The following is a 17260-nucleotide window of genomic DNA, read 5'->3' on the forward strand; positions in this document are numbered from 1 at the left end:
AGACGATGTATTCATCCGGTGTTTTTCGTTATACATTGTTTCTCATCAACCGTAAAGAATTCAACACAACGATCACTGTCGCACCCATATCTGCCATAACCGCCATCCATAATGTCAACCAACCTGGAATTATGAGTAACAGCGCAAGTACTTTTAAGCCAAGTGCAATGGAGATGTTTTGCAAAATTACTTGTTTCGTTCGCTTACTTAATTTGATCGTATAAGGTAGTTTTTCCAAGTCATCTGCCATGAGCGCAATATCAGCAGTTTCTAGCGCTGTATCTGTACCAGCGCCGCCCATTGCAATCCCAACATTCGCTGTAGCTAAAGCCGGTGCATCATTCACACCATCACCGACCATGGCTACTTTTCCATATTGTCTTAAGGATTTAATCATCTGTACTTTTTCATGTGGCAGTAATTCCGCTTTCACTTCTGACAAGCCTAATTGCTGTCCAATCGCTTTGGCTGTAGAATGATTATCTCCTGTTAACATTACCGTTTTTTCAATACCGATTGTATACAACTTTTGAATAATTGATAAGCTACTTTTTCGAACTTGATCCGCCACAGCTATTATTCCGTTCAGGCCCTTTTCTGACCACACCATCATAACCGTCTTCCCTTGCTGTTGAAGGTCAAGAATTTGCTGTTCAAATGAAGATCCAAGCGGACTCATCTCTCTATACAAATTCGGACTGCCGACATGTACTAACTGACCATCTATTACGGCTTTCGCACCTTTTCCAGTTATCGACTGAAAGTTCTCTACTTCAATCAAGCTATCAGTTAATTTTTCCGCCGCTCTCATTATGGATGAAGCAAGTGGATGCTGAGAGAATTTCTCGATAGATGCCGCTTGAAGAAGCACTTCATCCTCAGTCATAGAAGAAACAGAAATGATGTCTGTCACTTCAGGTCGCCCTTCAGTCAACGTACCGGTCTTATCAAAGGCAATAACTTTAATTTGTCCCGTCTCTTCTAAGTGAATACCACCCTTGATGAGTACACCGTTTCTCGCGGCATTACCAATCGCTGTAACAATCGCTATAGGTGTCGAAATAACTAATGCACACGGACAGCCTACAACGAGTACGACGAGCCCTTTATAGAACCATTCGCCCCATAACCCTCCCATCGTAAGTGGCGGTATCACCATAATTAATAATGAAATGACAAGAATTGCTGGTGTATAGTATTTAGCAAAACGATCAACAAATTGCTGCGTCGGTGCTTTTTCTGCTTGTGCTTCTTCAACTAAATGAATAATTTTTGCAATCGTCGTATCCTCTGCAAGCTTCGTCACACGCACTTGCAAAGAACCTTCTTCGTTCAATGTCCCCGCGAACACTTCATCACCAAGTACTTTATGAACAGGTACGGACTCGCCTGTAATAGCTGCCTGATTAACAGATGAATCTCCTTGAATCACTTCTCCGTCCATCGCAATCTTTTGGCCCGGTTTGATCAAGATGACATCATTTATTTGTAAGTTTTCAACATCTACTTCAAACTCCTTACCACCACGTAACACAATGGCAGTTGAAGGTGCTATATCAATTAAAGAACTGATCGAGTTTCTAGCTTTATCAATCGAATAGCTTTCCAATGCTTCACTGACTGAAAATAAGAACACTACAACAGCACCCTCTGCCCAGTCACCGATCAACGCCGCCCCAATGACAGCGATCGTCATAAGCGTAGACATATCAAAGTCTAGTTTGGAAAGGTTACGTAACCCTTCTTTCATAAGGCTGTAGCCACCGATTAAAATAGCCGCCAGGAATAACGCGATAGATAACCAGTTGTTGCCCCCATTGGACGTAGACACACCGTAACCGGCAAGCAATAGGATAAGCGAAGCAATTGTCGTCTGATTCTCTCGTTTTTTCCAGAACGGTATATGCTGCTTAATGACACGTTGTTTTTCAGGAAATACTTTTATGCCATCAAATGCGCCCGCCTCTTCTAATTGTAGAATCGAAGCATCACCAGTCACTGTTAACTTAGATGCACCAAAGTTTAACTGCACATCTTCCACCGTATCAATTTGCCGAATATTTTTTTCGAATTTCGCAGCGCAATTTGTGCAAGTCAATCCTTGTAAACGATAAACATTTTTTTCGGCAGCCATATTACCAGTCCTTTCAACGCATCTGAGAGTGTTAAACATTTCATTCAATCGTTCGTTTGATTGATTACTTTCAGTATATGCAAATCAGATATAGTTGTCAATTTATTCATTCAAACTTCTATTTGAATGTATAAATAAAAAAAGCAGCCCCCTAGACATATGGTCTAGTCAGCTACTTACTGAGATCACTCTCTATTTCACGATTGTCTTATTCTACTATTTTGAGCGCGTACTAAACATCGGTGGCACTTCCGCTACAAATCGAACCAATTCGCCGGTTCGTGGATGAAGGAAGGACAAAGCGGTCGCATGTAACCCCAACCTACGTAGTGGATTACTAGTTGCACCATATTTTTTATCTCCTACAACTGGATAACCAAGCTCTTCCATATGTGCGCGTATTTGATTTTTCCTACCTGTCTCCAAAAGAATTTCTAACAACGAATATTCTTTGTTCGACTGTATTTTTTTATAATGTGTAATTGCGTGTTGTCCACCATTATCAAATGGACTTGAATATACTTTAAATGCACTATTTTCAGTTAACCAAGAAGTGATTGTACCTGAATCACTTACTACTTTTCCTTCAACAAGAGCCGTGTACATACGCTCCTTAACTGATTCATTCCAAGTAGTTTGTAGCGTTTGTTGTGTTTTTTCATTTTTAGCAAACATCATCACGCCGGATGTGTCTTTATCTAATCTGTGCACGACAAATACTCTATTTTGAGGACGGCTACTTTTAACATAATTTGTCACTTGACGGTAGGCAGTCATCTCATTTTCTGTTTTAGAAGCTACAGAAAGGAGTCCTGCTTCTTTATTAATTACAATGAGATCTTCATCTTCATGTAAAATGGTTACGCCAACTAATTTCGAATGATTTAGTGACGCTTTGTTACTTTGAATTTCTACCTTCTGACCTGGTTGGAGTAAATAATTATGTTGTTTCACCGATTGCCCATCTACACTAACTTGTCCACGCGTAAGAATAGACTTAACCGAATTCCGACTACTCTTTGACATAGTTTTCAATAAAAATGGCAGTAACTCGATCGGTTCTTGAACTATATATTCCGTAGCGCGATTTGCTTGTTGCTTTCTCTTCATAAAAACTTCCCCCTGCTCACCTAAATAGGCATAGTAGTTAAATTATACACCACAGCCTCTGAACTTGTATGCTTGAATTACTTCTTCCCACCGAAAGATGATATAACCAGAATAATCCCTCAGCAACGTCAAGTCGCAAGGGATTTATAGTATATTTCGTGAATTATTCGGTTGTTTGTATACTAACGGAGGGTATATCTAGCCCACCATCAGTTTTTAGTTTCAATACCTGAACAGCAAATGGAGTTTGCTAACAATAAATTCATATTAAGCTAATGGTCCGTTCGCCTCTGGGATATTATTCATGTCAATGGCATTCAATTTACAGAAATACTCCAGAAATTCTGTAGCTACTTTAATTTGCTCTTCATCCGTTTTTAATGCAATGATATCTTTTACGATTTGAGCAGTCCAAATATTATCAAAATAACGAAATCTTCCCGAATTCCATGAAGTTCGATCAGGGTAATTCTTATTTTTATAATATTTCCAGAAAGGCATTTGCTCTGCTTCTTGTTCTGTAAGCTCAATTCTTAATTGTGCATGGGAAGGGACCATACCGTCAGGGCCAAGATTGCCTGTAAACGTTTCATTTACCATGAAGAGTCCAAGAATCCGTCTTTCTGTTTCGGGTTGATCTGATGCTCTTGCAGTAAGAAGACTTGCGCTATTTGGACGCAAACGAGCTACTCTATTTGGCTGACCTTTATTTTTACCACTTTGAACATTACCAGTAGATACTTGCCAGTCAGTAAATACTTCTTCTTGCATTGACTCGTCCAGCCAGAAAGCAATTTGTGAGCTCTCATGAATACTATGGTTCTTTAGCATGTCTCTTCGTTGCTGTTCAAGCAACTGAATCGCTTTTTCTTCTTCACGTTTTCTTTTAAGTAACTCTTCTTCCTCTTCTTTTTTCAAAATAACTTCCTTCAATGTTTTTGCTGCACTACGATCATTTAATGTAATAAACTTTTTAAATGCATCTGGATAAACAAACTTTTTACTATGTTTATCAAAATTAACGGTAATAACCGATTCCTCATGTTCCACAATATTTCCTTCACCGAACACTTTATGAGTTATTTCTTCATTAATTAAATTCACCGACCCACACTCCTCATATAATTATTTCGATATTTCTTCCTGCCCAACCTACTTATCCAAAAACTATTTAAGCGAATCAAACAAACAACCGTTAAATCAAAAAAACGCACTCAAATTCTTGTCGGAAGAAGTTGCGTACGATTATCGAATGCCCTGTCAATTACTGATATAACTACATCATACCATATATTTTGAATTTTATCAAACTTTTGATTGACAATCCATATTTATATATCGTACAATTTAGTGTTTTGTGTTTATATTTATGTAAAAAAAACACTATACATCCCACTACTCAAGTGTAGTATGGGGACAATCGTTACTTTTTCTTGGGACATAAAAAAGGCTCGAATCCATACCGGCTTCGGCCCTTCCTTTTGTCGCTATACTTTTTGTTGTACCAACATTTAGTACCTAATCAAGCGCCCAATCATCGAATGAACTGTAGCGCAATTATATTTTAAGTGCAATATGCTTTACATCGTTTATTAACATTTCTACATGCTCTTTTTTAGTAGCCCAACTTGTACAAAATCTCACTGCACTATTTGTAGCATCAACTTTTTCCCAGAAGGAGAATGAATACTTTTTGCTTAGTTCCGAAATTACGTGATCCGGTAAAATCGGGAATTGCTGATTTGACGTAGAATCATAACGTAATGAAAATCCACTTTTAACAAACGCTTCTCGAATGATCATCGCCATTTCCACAGCATGTTCAGAGATTTCATTGTATAACCCATCTTCAAACAAAGTTTCAAACTGAATGCCTAATAGTCTGCCTTTAGCGAGCAGACCGCCTCTTTGTTTGATAAAATAACGGAAATCTTTTTTAAGAGTTTCATTGGTGATGACTACTGCCTCCCCAAACAGAGCACCCATTTTCGTTCCACCAATGTAAAATACATCACATAGTTTTGCAATATCCGTCAGCGTTAAATCACTATCTTTTGCCGCCAAGCCGTACCCTAATCTAGCGCCATCCAATACTAATGGCAACTCACATTCACGACACACTTGACTCAAAGCTTCCAATTCCGCTTTACTATAGGTCGTTCCGTTTTCTGTAGGATTAGAAATGTAAACCAAGCCCGGTTGCACCATATGCTCATGTGTAACATCATTCCAATGCGCATCATATAGTTCTTTCACCTGAACCGCTTGGATTTTTCCATCTTCACTAGGCAAAGTAAGCACTTTATGACCGGTAGCTTCAATGGCTCCCGTTTCATGTACTGCGATGTGTCCACTAACTGCAGACACCGCCCCTTGATGCGGCCGCAAGATAGACGCGATTATAGTTGTGTTCGTTTGAGTGCCACCTACCAAAAAATGTACATCCGCATTTTCAGCATCACACGCTTTTTGAATATAAGCTCTTGCATTTTCACAATGCTCGTCCATGCCATATCCTGGAGTCTGTTCTTCATTAGTCTCGATCAATCTCTGCAGAATTCGCTTATGCGTTCCTTCTGTATAGTCATTTTCAAATCGTATCATTTTTCCATCTCCAGACTTTTATTCTAATGTTCATACTACGTTGCTGATACCGCTTCGACAATAAGCCCATTTCCTTAACAACCTGTAGAATAAATCATATCACTTTTTTTACGACCTACCAACCAAACAACAACAATCGAAGGAGTGTAATCAATTAGCTCCTTATAAGTACTAGCGACGACACTCATATTATGCTTTTAAAGATGCGGTCACTATAAAAGTGCGTCTATTTTCATTTTGGAACATTGTTTTTATAATAACAAAAGGTGTTTCCAAACCAGCAAAACACATTGGTTTGGAAACACCTTTTAAATAATCCTATCCTAATAAATAGAATAAGTTCAATTTCAACACATAAAAAAACAGCCCCTAGACATTCGGTCTAATAGGACTGCTTATTGTTAAAAACCGTGTTCCGACGGTAAATAACTTAGGTTTGGCACCTATGCCCCGTACTGGGTTCGAACCAGTGACCTCTTGCTTGTCGAGCAAGTGCTCTCCCAACTGAGCTAACGGGACGTAAAAAATTGTATTCGTTAAACTTGAATCAAGTAAGCATGTTAGCTTACTTAAGCACAAATACTATAATAGCATCATCCTCAACTTTTGTAAATAGGGAATTTAAAAATCAGTAACTTTTCTAATCTAGTAGAAAAATTACTGATTTTCATGCAAGCATTTTACCAGATTCAGTTTAAAATCCCCCTTTACTTATTGCATTTGATTTAAGTGCTCCTCAACTTGCTCAATTTCAAAATACAAAAATTCTTCTTGATCTAGTTCGCCCATACGCTCTTTATTGAATCCGTGTGCTAAGTGTCCTTCAAATACAGTTTCCCACCATATATCCTGTGTTTGCATAGCGTTCTCTCCTTTCTAGTTGTTATTGAATTGTGAATCAATATGTGTTCACCGTTATTTGTTATCGAATTGCTTATTCGTAGTATATACAGAATGAGTCTTTGCAAAACTGCGTAAATAGTCCAAAAATGTTTCTCTTTTTTACGTCCCTTTGGAATCTTGACTTTTCAATTTAATTATGTTTCTTTTATCCACAGCTAGCTAACACCTCACGATTACTAGTCTAGTGAAGGTTGCTATTTTTCTGAAAACCTTAGGACTATACTCCTTCACTCGATAGCTTTTAGATTGTAAAAATAGTTAAAAGGTTAAAAAAATCTTGCTTACTCAAATAATTGAGCAAGCAAGATTTTTTAGTTAGTTGCAAGATGTGGTGGATCATTTTTCTTCTTCGATAGAAGCTGAAACGCCAACAAAATTGCAAACAATACAAGACCTATTATATCAGTATATGTTTCTGGATAGATCAACATCATACCTGTTGCAATTGTCACCAGACGCATAATCCAGTTCAGTTTATGGTACCAATACCCTATCAACCCTGCACCGATTGCAACCATACCGATAATGGCGGTAAACGTCACCCAGACAATCTCCGTTATACTCGAGTCAAGCATTAGCATTGCTGGGTTGAAGACGAACATATACGGAATGATAAACGCTGCAATAGCGAGCTTCGCTGAAGTAACACCTGTCTTGATAGGGTCTCCACCCGAAATACCAGACGCCGCAAATGCTGCAAGTGCAACCGGTGGCGTGATATCGGCAATAATTCCGAAGTAGAAGACAAATAAGTGAGCTGAAACTGCCACTACAATCGGTACAGCTGCACCTGTAGGCTCGTCAAGCATTAATAACGTAATGATAGCAGGTGCTGCAATCGTCGACGTAATAACATAGTTTGCTGTCGTCGGAGAACCCATACCGAGAACAATTGCCGCAAACATCGTAAAAATTAATGTTAATAAGACATTACCACCAGCAGCCGAGATAAGGCCCGTTGCCAAGCTAAGTCCTAAACCTGTCTTCACGACAACTCCTACGATTATACCTGCACAAGCAGTAGCCGCTGCAACAGCGAGTGCTGTCCGTGCGCCATCTACTAGCGCTTGAATCATATCGCGGATACCAATTCTCGTATCTTTACTGAATGAACTAACTACAATCGTCAGCACAATACCTAATAACGCTGCTTTCATCGTTGGAATACCAGCTAATAAGAAGACGATAATCCCGACAATTGGAAGCAATAAATAAATTTTCTTCAACGTTTCTTTTCGATTAGGAATTTGAGAAGCATCCATTCCTTGCAAGCCTACACGCTTCGCTTCAAAATGCGTCATAATCCAAATACCTGTAAAGTAAAGCAACGCTGGAATAGCTGCCGCTTTAGCAATTTCCCAATACGTTACACCACCGATAAATTCAACCATTAGGAAAGCCGCAGCTCCCATGATTGGTGGCATGATTTGTCCACCTGTAGAAGCCGCAGCCTCTACTCCACCGGCGAATTCTTTTCGGTACCCAAGTTTTTTCATCATAGGAATCGTATAAGAACCTGATCCTACAACGTTCGCTACTGAGCTACCAGAAATAGTTCCCTGTAGCGCACTAGAGAAAATAGCTACTTTCGCAGGGCCTCCTGTTAAGCGTCCTGCTAATACAACTGCTAAATCATTAAAGTAGTTCCCTACACCTGTTTTCACTAAGAACGCTCCGAATAACAGGAAGACGAATATAAACGTAGCTGATACGCTAATCGGCGTACCGAGAATCCCATCCGTCGTAAAGAACATTAGTTGTACCAGATTTTCTATGCTCTGTCCTCGGTGTGCCAAGAATCCTGGAAAGTATGGTCCGAAAAATGCATAGATCAAAAAGACAACCGAAATAATTGTAATTGGTAATCCAACTGCCCGTCTAGCCGCTTCAAGCGTAAGTAAAACAGCTAACGTACCGATGATTAGATCTACATCTGATACTCGACCTACACGAAATACTAATTCATCCATATAAAGAGGCCAATATAAACCAACCGCTATAGCTAATAAAGATAGAATAATATCATAAAACGGCACTTTATTACGTTTGACCCCAATCTTTTTTCGTGCTGGGAATAATAAAAAAATAAGTGATAAAGCAAATCCTAAGTGAATCGAACGCTGGATTTGTGCAGTGAACGGTTTACCAATCGCTGTATACAGCTGAAAAATAGAAAATGCTAACAAGCCGAAAAATACAATCTTACCGAATAAACCTTTTAAATCCCGCGTATTAGATTCAGGATCGTACTTTTGCAAAATTTCGAGTTGCTCTTGTTCAGAGAGTGTGTTCATTTCTTCATCAGATATACGCGGAACTTCTTTTTCTTTATTATTTTCCATTTAGTCTAACTCCTTTCCACAATGTAATATTCGACACCTTCGCTACATGAAAATCATAGGATTGACCTTTCTCAAGATACTCCTTCAGAGGATACTCTTTTTGCTCATATCGTAAAAATAGATCTGTATTCACTCTACCCACATACAGAACAAAAGAATCTATCACACGATTTTCGAATGTAAGCGTATAAATTCCATCCTTGAACTCCAATGTTTCGCCTTCTTCAGCGTAACCAGGTAATCCAATGGCTACATCTTCATACTGCATAGATTCGAAACGGAGCTTGTCGTCATCAGTAATCGTATATTGTTCCTTCACATTCGATAAGTGAATGGAATGGATGTAATTGATTTCAAACTGCTGTTCAGTATGTAATGGAAGGTAATACGCTACCGGCCGCTCACTTCGAACTTCCTCTAGTACAAACATTCGATTATATGGATAGAACAAATATAACAACATGAAACTACCCGTTAGTATTATCAGCAGAAGAACCATTACCTTACTTTTCATCCGCCTTTTCCTTCCTACATAAAAAGTAAGAATGGGACGGATAAAGCTTTACGCTTCACCGCCCCGCTCTGTTTTTCAATTCATTCAGTTAATTAGTTCACTTCGTCAAAGTACTTTTGTGCGCCTGGGTGTACCGGAATACCGATACCATTCAAGCCGCTCTCAGCCTTAATCAAAGCACCTTTAGCATGTTGGATTTTAGATGCATTTTCATAAATTGCTTTTGTAATCTTATAACCAAGCTCTTCAGAAATATCGTTTTGCATTACTAGCATAGCACCTACAGAAACTGCAGGCGTATCCACGTCAGAACCGTAAGTTCCAGCAGGAATTACTTCTTTTGCATAGTACGGATATTTCTCAATTAGCTCATCTGCTTTTGCATCTTCAACAGGAACAACAAACACTTCAGCCACCGCGTTTAGACCTTCAACAGCACCCGTTGGAGTTCCAGCCGTGATGAATGCCGCATCGATTTGTCCAGCTTGTAGACTCTCTTGAGACTCACCAAAGTCAAGATTTTGAGGTTTGATGTCTTTCATTGTTAAGCCGTGAATTTCAAGTAATTGCTCAGCGTTTGCATACGTACCTGAACCTGGCGCTCCTACTGAAACACTTTTACCTTTTAGATCTTCAAATGTTGTTATATTGTTTTTCTTCAGTGTAACCAATTGAACAGTTTCAGGATATAGTGCACCGATCGCTGATACTTCATCGATTACTTCTCCGTCAAACATCATTTCACCTTTAGATGCATAGTATGCGATGTCTGTTTGAACGAATGCAATTTGCGCATCTCCGTCTTTTAGTGCTGTCATATTTGCAGCCGACGCTTGAGATACTTCAGCAGTTGTTTTGATACCTGTTTCTGCGGTAATGAATTCAGCAAAAGAACCGCCTAGTGGATAATACGTTCCTTGTGTTCCACCTGTTAGCAAGCTCAAGAATTTGTATTCTTGCTCAGTCTTACCTCCATCTTTGCTTCCATCTGCATCCTTGTCTCCATCTGCTTTTTCATCATTTCCACAAGCAGCTAGAACTAGAAGGGCAAACATGGAAACTAGCGCCAATAGGCGAAGTGAGTTTTTCTTCATCCGACAATCTCCCCTTTTCTATTTTATTCATAGACATTATCATTCTACCATGAAAGCGCTTTAGATTGTCAATATTTTAGTATAATCATCCAATTCCTTAGTCTATCAGAAAAGAGTGTCACTATCGTTCTTCAATCGCTCTAATAAATTACAAAAGAATTTATACAGTGACTGGTATGAGATTTACGCTTACTGCAAGCCCCCGGAAGCATAACAGCATACTCCCTACTCACTTCTATAACCAAAAAAGCACAAACACCCTATTTCTCGTGTCTGTGCATTATTGACTATATTAGCCGTTGCCGTTTTGTACATCCTTAAACGTTAAACCCGCTTCTTGTAAGTCACGCGTCCTATGTGCAATTCGTGACGATGCACAAGCCGCCACACTCGCAACAAGATCATCTAAGAACGTATGGATACCAATACCTTTTTTTGTGTCCAATTCATTAATAATTCCAATCTTATTCTTATCCAAATGTCCGAACGTTGTTACCGCGATCGACCCATACGTATATACGGCCCCCAATGCGATTGTCTCATCAACGCCGAACAACCCTTCATCCGACTCAACAATTTGCTGAAGCGGTGCAGATAGTTGACCTCTTTCTGCAATTTCATCTAATTCTACACCTACTAGAATCGCATGTTGTAACTCCCGTTTACGCAATACTGCTTCAACAGAATCGATACATTGAGCGAGAGATAGTCCTTTATTATAAGGTACCTGCATTTCATAAACGATTTTCGCAATATCTTCAATTTTAACCCCACGACGGATCAACGCATCTTTCGTTGCTGCCGTCACTACATCTGAATGAACTATATTTTTATCTGCTGCCATATTACTTTCCCTCTCTTTCCACACACGATTATATTTCACTAGCTTTACACTAGTACTTATCGGTATGATATTTACTAAGTGTACATTATTTTGGGAGGTCCTACAAAATGAATCCAGGTAAGATTGAAGAAATCTGCTTTTACAGCAAAGAACTGCAAGAAGAAATGGAGCTATTGCTTTATTTGCCCTCTCGCTACTCACCACTTTATAAACATAACATTATACTAGCGTCGGACGGAAAAGATTACTTCCAGCTAGGTCGGATCGGTCGAATAGCAGACGAGTTAATGGAAGAAGAGTTGATTGAACCCGTCATCATCGTAGGTATTCCTTATAAAACTGTGGAAGAACGCAGACGACTGTATCATCCTGAAGGAGACCGCCACGAAGCATATATTCGTTTTCTTGCACATGAATTAATCCAGTATATTGATGAAACATACCCAACATACCAAATCGGTTCAAGTCGTATGCTGATCGGAGACTCATTAGCGGCATCTATCTCTTTACTCACCGCTTCGAAATATCCGAATTGTTTTGGAAAAGTTGTTTTACATTCACCATTCGTTAACAAGCATGTACTGGACGCTGTTCAATCCATTAAAGATCCTTCTGCCTTATCGATTTATCATGTAATTGGCAAACAAGAAACCTACGTCCCTACTACTGCTGATGGGCGCTTGGACTTCTTGACTCCTAATCGAGAGCTTCATCAATTGATAAAAGAAAAAAGATTTCCATACTTTTATGAAGAACTTGAAGGTGACCATACATGGAAGTCTTGGCAGCCAGATATCCGACGAGCTCTGCTTGAAATTAACAGTCTTTAGTCTTAACATAAGACAAGTCGGGCTATTCTCTGATATACTGAAACGGACGAGTTCAAAATAAATCCATTCACAAGGAGGCAATCTAAATGAAATACGGCATTGTTGCATTCCCTTCAAAAAAACTTCAAGACACAGCAAATGGGTATCGCAAGAGATATGATCCGCATTATGCACTGATCACACCCCATATGACGCTGAAAGATCCGTTCGAGGCGAATGATCAGGAAATTGAAGAAGTCGCAAAAGCGTTGAAAGAAATCACGATCAAGAACAGCCCTTTTGAGTTAAATGTCACAAAAGTAAGCACGTTCGCTCCTACTACGAATACGATTTATTTCAAGGTTACTCCAAATGATGAATTACTTTCTTTGCATAAAGATCTGAACGTAAACTTTTATGAGAATGCATCCAATTATGCATTTGTACCACACATCACAATTGCTCAAGAATTAACTTCTGGAGAACACGATGATGTAATTAATCAAATAAAAATGGTTGGAGTCGAACATTTAGAAGTTATCGACCGCATCCATTTATTATACCAACTAGAAGACGGCTCTTGGACAGTGTATGAAACATTCCGTCTAGATCGGAATTCTTGATTTGTTGATGACAGTGAAGATTGTTACAGATGAACAAGGTAGGGAGGATGCATATACTGTTCGTAAAAAAGTGTTTGTAGAAGAACAGGGTGTACCTCTGAATTTGGAACTAGATGAATACGATCAAGACGCTACACATTTCGTCGTTTATGATGAAGAGAATCACCCCATTGGTGCTGGCCGAATGAGAGGCCTCGTAAATGCACACGGGAAAATAGAAAGAATTTGTATCTTAGCAGAACATCGCGGAAAACATATCGGTAAGTTGATTATGAACACACTAGAAGAACATGCTAGAAAACACTCTATGAAAAAACTTCTTTTGAATGCACAATCACATGCTGTACCTTTCTATGAAAAACTAGGATATGTCGTGACATCGCCTGAGTTTATGGACGCAGACATTCCCCATCGAGCAATGGAAAAAAACTTGCTCGATGAATAGCTTTTTGCTAGACAACTAAAAAAACCTTGTCAACCCTAGGGCTGACAAGGTTTTTGTTCTTTTATACATATGCATTAATAGATAATCCTTTACCTACTACTTCTGCAATCGCAGGAGATAGTTTTGCTGGATTCGGAGCAATGAATCCGTTTTTTGCTAAAGATTGAGGTGCACGCTTCATGTTTCTTTCTTCCATTTGCTCTTTATGGCGCCGGTCTTCTTCCTGTAAAACATCTTCCCAATAGTTGGATTCCTCATTATTTAGTCTTACTGGACTTATTCGATCAATATAAGCGAAATTATGGGGTTGGTTGTTCATTCTTTCCGCATATTGTTGAGATTGAAAGTTCTGGATCGGTAAAATATAGCCCATGATGTGCACCTCCTTTGATTTCATCGTTTATTTATACTATATCCAAAAACGAACATTTATAAACCTCGTTTCGGAAATTCTTTTACTTTCCGCCTAACATATGGTTAATGTCGTTTAAATTCAGTCCTTTTCCACTTTGAATGATTGAATTCACGAGTTCATCTTCCACATGCTGCGGTACATCCTTATTAGCTAACTGACTTACTTTTTGTATGATTTTTCTCACTTGACGTTCATCTTTAAAATCGGCAAATTGGATAGCATTAGCTAATGCAAATACTTCTTCCATCGGCACACCTGTCTTAGATTCTATTTTTCGAAAGAACGAATCGTTCATCTATCAATCTCCTCCTTAGAAGTAGCTTCTGCCTACAATAATCAGCAAAATAAATAGGACGACGATTAATACGAACGAAGAACCACCATATCTTTCTCCACACCCTCCGCCGTGTCCATAATAACCTTGACCCTGAGATGGGAAACATCCATACATAAAAACCCCTCCTTCCTTCTTCTCTACCATATGCAGAGAAGGAGGAATTGGAGAGGGCATTTTCAAACATTTCCTTTTGAAGTAAATAGCAAAGCACCTATTAATCCGAAAATAATAGCAGCACTGATACCTGAACTTGTCACTTCGAACATACCCGTTACCACACCTATCAAGCCATGCTTTTCTGCCTCTGCTAGCGCTCCATGGGTTAAAGCATTTCCAAACGACGTAATCGGAATGGTAGCGCCTGCACCCGCAAAGTCGATCAAAGGCTCATACAAGCCGAAACCGTCTAAAATAGATCCCGCGACTACTAAAGAACATAGTGTGTGTGCGGGGGTCAATTTCGCCACATCCATCAACAATTGTCCAATGACACAGATCAAACCACCTACGATGAATGAAGTAATATAAATAGATATCAATAGACACTCACCCCATCCATTGTGACTTCAATTGCATGCGCGATACATGGAATACTATCTCCCTGTTGATAGGTCAGTGGGGATAATAGGGCACCTGTAGCGATGAGCAACACCCGTTTATACTCTCTCTTTTGTAATTTGTTATAAACATCTGACAGAAACACAGCTGCTGAACAACCCGAGCCACTTGCTCCTGCATTAAAAGAAGGATCATTTCCGTAAAACTCTTCACCGGCATCTCGAAAATTTTTCGTATGAGACAAACCATTTTCATTCGCTAGAGCTTTAAAGATTTTAAAGCCATTACTGCCTAAATCACCAGTAATAATCGTATCGTAGTCATCAATTGTTTTTTTATGTCCTTTCAAATGACAAGACAATGTTTCCATTGCAGCAGGTGCCATCGCAGCCCCCATATTCAAAGGATCTGTCATTCCCATATCTACCACTTTACCAACAGTTGCACAGCAAATCGATGGGTTCCCTTCCTTATGCTGGCCTATTAAAACAGCACCTGCCGCGGTTACCGTCCATTGTGCAGTGGCCCCTTTTTGTGAACCGTACGCTAGTGGATAGCGGAATTGCCTTTCGATTGCATTATGTTGACTTGATGAACCAGCAATCAGCCATCTCGCCTGCTCTGCATCTGCAAGTAACGCAGCCGTTATCATAGAAGAAACCGAAGTCGCACAAGCCGCAAACATCCCTATGTACGGTATACCTAGTTCATGCGCTGTGAAGTTCGAAGGCGTCATTTGATTTACTAAATCCCCTGTTAAAAAGAAATCAATTTTATCGATGGTCTTTTTTTCTTTACTCAGTGCAATCATTACTGCATCGTACATTAGCTGTTTATGTCCGTGTTCATTTGTCGACAAATCACAGCGTTCATCTTCATACGCTTTATCGAATTGCTCAGCAAAGACGCTTTTCTTCTTTTCTAAAGGTCCGGCCGTCACGCCTGTTGAATATAGACTTGGCATAGAAGAAAAAGTAAGAACTCCATTTTTCACCATGACACGACACCAAATTTCACTAGTATTGTTTTTATAAGTGCAACGATGAAAGCTGAAAACACACCAAATAAAATGACTGATCCTGCTAACTTAAACATATTGCCTCCTACTCCTAGCACATAACCCTCCGATTTATGCTCAATTGCAGATGACACTACCGCATTTCCAAACCCTGTTATAGGAACGGAAGCGCCTGCTCCACCAAACTGTGATATTTTTTTATACAATCCAAAACCAGTTAATAACATAGAGATAAAGATCATTGTAGCAACTGTCGGATTGCTCGCTGTTCGTTCTGTAAAATCAAAGTACGTAATATAAAAAAGTGCGATACACTGCCCAGTCAAACAAATCGAACCACCTACCAAAAAGGCTTTGATGACATTTTTAAGAATAGGAGTTTTTGGGGATAGTTCTTTCTCTAAATGAGCATACTTTTCTTGTTCCATTAGGTTTGCTCCTTTGCGATGGATTTGATTTCATCTATTTTCTTTTGATAATTTTTCGAATCTCCTTTTTTTATCAACTGATCCGTCTCCAACAACACCTTACTATCTGCTGAAACAGTAACTTCTAAATCCGGATATTCTTTTTTCAATTCCTTTTTAATCCTATTCGCAATCTTTTTCTTTTGGAATCTTGAGAATGTGTTTACACGGATTCCTACAATCAAGTCCTCTTCGTGTAACAAAGCAACTGCCAACTTGACATGCTCATTACTGTCAAGCGCTTTTTCTAAGGGAACTGTATCATGAGTCGTGGTGTTTTCAATATACGTTCCTTTTTCACTACAACCTGTTAGTAACAAACTGACTAGCAACAGATATAATAGTTTTTTCAAAACTGTCGCCTCCCTTCTGAACAGTATGGAATATTCGTTAACGATTTATGCATATCTGTGCAAACGCCCTACCCTCTTTAGTACTTGCGCATAAGGTATAGAGAACGATAAACAGGAGGTGGACAGTAGTGGGATGTGAAAGAAGAGAATGTAATTTTGATGGTTGTCATAAGTCCAATTGTATTTGCGAGGTCGTACGTTATATTAAACGCGTCCAGAGCACGAGTCCAGAAGTGGATTGTGTAGAGTGCGATACAGATTGTTTCATGGCGCCATTAGGCAGTTTGGTCAGTCCGGTACGAGGGCGTGTGAACACTCGCGTATTTAGTCTACTGACAGATGATGGGGATTATTTCAAAGGGGTATTCAGAGGCGGTAAAAAGTCAAAACCGCATCCAACATCAACTAGCTGTGTCTCTGTATTCTTCAGAGTACAGACAGTATTTGACTCGTGCTGTGCAACGATTCAAGTATTACAACCGTTATACAACGACAATCCATTCGACATCTATGATAATGGTAAGGTTTGCTTGGAAAAGGTTTGTAAAGTGAATGGTTTCGGACCAACTAACACTTGTTTAACAGTAGATTTAAGTTGCTTCTGTGGTATTCAATGTATCGATGATGTCTATATTGATTTCTGCGATGAAGCGTAAATAGGTTTTAGCACCACTGCTTGCAATGCGAAAA

General features: G+C 39.3%; 20 protein-coding genes and 1 tRNA gene. 4 read left to right on the forward strand and 17 right to left on the reverse strand.

The window, feature by feature from the left end:
• Positions 1–28: 28 nt before the first annotated feature.
• From ORD22_RS01210 to ORD22_RS01255, 10 genes are all read right to left on the reverse strand, one after another.
• Entirely contained in the window at positions 29–2134 is a 2106-nt protein-coding gene (locus ORD22_RS01210) for a heavy metal translocating P-type ATPase (RefSeq protein ID WP_317644018.1), read from the reverse strand.
• A 216-nt stretch (positions 2135–2350) separates the two neighbouring features.
• Positions 2351–3244 carry an RluA family pseudouridine synthase gene (locus ORD22_RS01215; protein WP_317644019.1) on the reverse strand — a complete coding sequence of 298 codons (894 nt, stop codon included), beginning with the start codon at positions 3242–3244 and terminating at the stop codon, positions 2351–2353.
• A gap of 267 nt (positions 3245–3511) precedes the next feature.
• The gene (locus tag ORD22_RS01220) at positions 3512–4348 is read right to left on the reverse strand and encodes a malate synthase (protein WP_317644021.1); all 837 of its coding nucleotides are present in this window, start codon (positions 4346–4348) and stop codon (positions 3512–3514) included.
• A gap of 453 nt (positions 4349–4801) precedes the next feature.
• Positions 4802–5848, reverse strand: coding sequence for a threonine aldolase family protein (locus tag ORD22_RS01225; RefSeq protein ID WP_317644022.1), 1047 nt, complete (start codon positions 5846–5848; stop codon positions 4802–4804).
• 446 nt (positions 5849–6294) lie between these two features.
• Positions 6295–6367: transfer RNA gene (locus ORD22_RS01230), tRNA-Val, on the reverse strand.
• Positions 6368–6559: 192 nt separating this feature from the next.
• Entirely contained in the window at positions 6560–6709 is a 150-nt protein-coding gene (locus ORD22_RS01235; RefSeq protein ID WP_317644023.1) for a hypothetical protein, read from the reverse strand.
• 353 nt (positions 6710–7062) lie between these two features.
• Positions 7063–9093 carry a TRAP transporter permease gene (locus tag ORD22_RS01240; RefSeq protein ID WP_317644024.1) on the reverse strand — a complete coding sequence of 677 codons (2031 nt, stop codon included), beginning with the start codon at positions 9091–9093 and terminating at the stop codon, positions 7063–7065.
• Positions 9083–9607, reverse strand: coding sequence for a DUF1850 domain-containing protein (locus tag ORD22_RS01245; protein WP_317644025.1), 525 nt, complete (start codon positions 9605–9607; stop codon positions 9083–9085). The genes ORD22_RS01240 and ORD22_RS01245 overlap by 11 nt, the downstream gene beginning before the upstream one ends.
• A 92-nt stretch (positions 9608–9699) precedes the next feature.
• Positions 9700–10701, reverse strand: a complete 1002-nt coding sequence (locus ORD22_RS01250; RefSeq protein ID WP_317644026.1) for a TAXI family TRAP transporter solute-binding subunit — start codon at positions 10699–10701, stop codon at positions 9700–9702.
• Positions 10702–10993: 292 nt separating this feature from the next.
• Positions 10994–11545, reverse strand: coding sequence for a phosphatidylglycerophosphatase A family protein (locus tag ORD22_RS01255; protein WP_317644027.1), 552 nt, complete (start codon positions 11543–11545; stop codon positions 10994–10996).
• Positions 11546–11652: 107 nt separating this feature from the next.
• Between ORD22_RS01255 and ORD22_RS01260 the strand changes: the two genes are divergently transcribed.
• From ORD22_RS01260 to ORD22_RS01270, 3 genes are all read left to right on the forward strand, one after another.
• Positions 11653–12375 carry an esterase family protein gene (locus ORD22_RS01260; RefSeq protein ID WP_317644028.1) on the forward strand — a complete coding sequence of 241 codons (723 nt, stop codon included), beginning with the start codon at positions 11653–11655 and terminating at the stop codon, positions 12373–12375.
• A gap of 86 nt (positions 12376–12461) precedes the next feature.
• Positions 12462–12977 (forward strand): YjcG family protein, encoded by a 516-nt coding sequence (locus ORD22_RS01265; RefSeq protein ID WP_317644029.1) that lies wholly within the window; start codon positions 12462–12464, stop codon positions 12975–12977.
• A 7-nt stretch (positions 12978–12984) separates the two neighbouring features.
• Positions 12985–13422: a GNAT family N-acetyltransferase gene (locus ORD22_RS01270; RefSeq protein ID WP_317644030.1), complete on the forward strand. Its 438-nt coding sequence runs from the start codon at positions 12985–12987 to the stop codon at positions 13420–13422.
• 61 nt (positions 13423–13483) lie between these two features.
• On the opposite strand, the gene ORD22_RS01275 is transcribed toward ORD22_RS01270, so the two are convergent.
• The 7 genes from ORD22_RS01275 to ORD22_RS01305 all read right to left on the reverse strand — a co-directional run bounded on the left by ORD22_RS01275 (position 13484) and on the right by ORD22_RS01305 (position 16570).
• The gene (locus ORD22_RS01275; RefSeq protein ID WP_317644031.1) at positions 13484–13795 is read right to left on the reverse strand and encodes a hypothetical protein; all 312 of its coding nucleotides are present in this window, start codon (positions 13793–13795) and stop codon (positions 13484–13486) included.
• Positions 13796–13877: 82 nt separating this feature from the next.
• Positions 13878–14132 carry a stage VI sporulation protein F gene (locus ORD22_RS01280; RefSeq protein ID WP_317644032.1) on the reverse strand — a complete coding sequence of 85 codons (255 nt, stop codon included), beginning with the start codon at positions 14130–14132 and terminating at the stop codon, positions 13878–13880.
• 15 nt (positions 14133–14147) lie between these two features.
• Positions 14148–14348 (reverse strand): YjcZ family sporulation protein, encoded by a 201-nt coding sequence (locus ORD22_RS01285; protein WP_317644033.1) that lies wholly within the window; start codon positions 14346–14348, stop codon positions 14148–14150.
• A 2-nt stretch (positions 14349–14350) separates the two neighbouring features.
• Positions 14351–14713 carry a stage V sporulation protein AE gene (spoVAE, locus tag ORD22_RS01290; protein ID WP_099688309.1) on the reverse strand — a complete coding sequence of 121 codons (363 nt, stop codon included), beginning with the start codon at positions 14711–14713 and terminating at the stop codon, positions 14351–14353.
• On the reverse strand, positions 14710–15729 hold the full coding sequence (locus tag ORD22_RS01295) for a stage V sporulation protein AD (protein ID WP_317644034.1): 1020 nt from the start codon (positions 15727–15729) through the stop codon (positions 14710–14712). The genes spoVAE and ORD22_RS01295 overlap by 4 nt, the downstream gene beginning before the upstream one ends.
• Complete coding sequence (spoVAC, locus tag ORD22_RS01300; RefSeq protein WP_317644035.1) at positions 15723–16178, reverse strand: stage V sporulation protein AC; 456 nt, start codon at positions 16176–16178, stop codon at positions 15723–15725. Before spoVAC ends, ORD22_RS01295 begins: the two co-directional genes overlap by 7 nt.
• Positions 16178–16570, reverse strand: coding sequence for a YhcN/YlaJ family sporulation lipoprotein (locus ORD22_RS01305; protein WP_317644036.1), 393 nt, complete (start codon positions 16568–16570; stop codon positions 16178–16180). Before ORD22_RS01305 ends, spoVAC begins: the two co-directional genes overlap by 1 nt.
• A 128-nt stretch (positions 16571–16698) precedes the next feature.
• Here ORD22_RS01305 and ORD22_RS01310 point away from each other — a divergent pair, with 128 nt between their 5' ends.
• Positions 16699–17226, forward strand: coding sequence for a CotY/CotZ family spore coat protein (locus ORD22_RS01310; RefSeq protein ID WP_317644037.1), 528 nt, complete (start codon positions 16699–16701; stop codon positions 17224–17226).
• Positions 17227–17260: the final 34 nt, after the last annotated feature.

Origin of the sequence: Sporosarcina sp. GW1-11, from assembly GCF_033088395.1 — a bacterium.
GTDB lineage: Bacteria > Bacillota > Bacilli > Bacillales_A > Planococcaceae > Sporosarcina.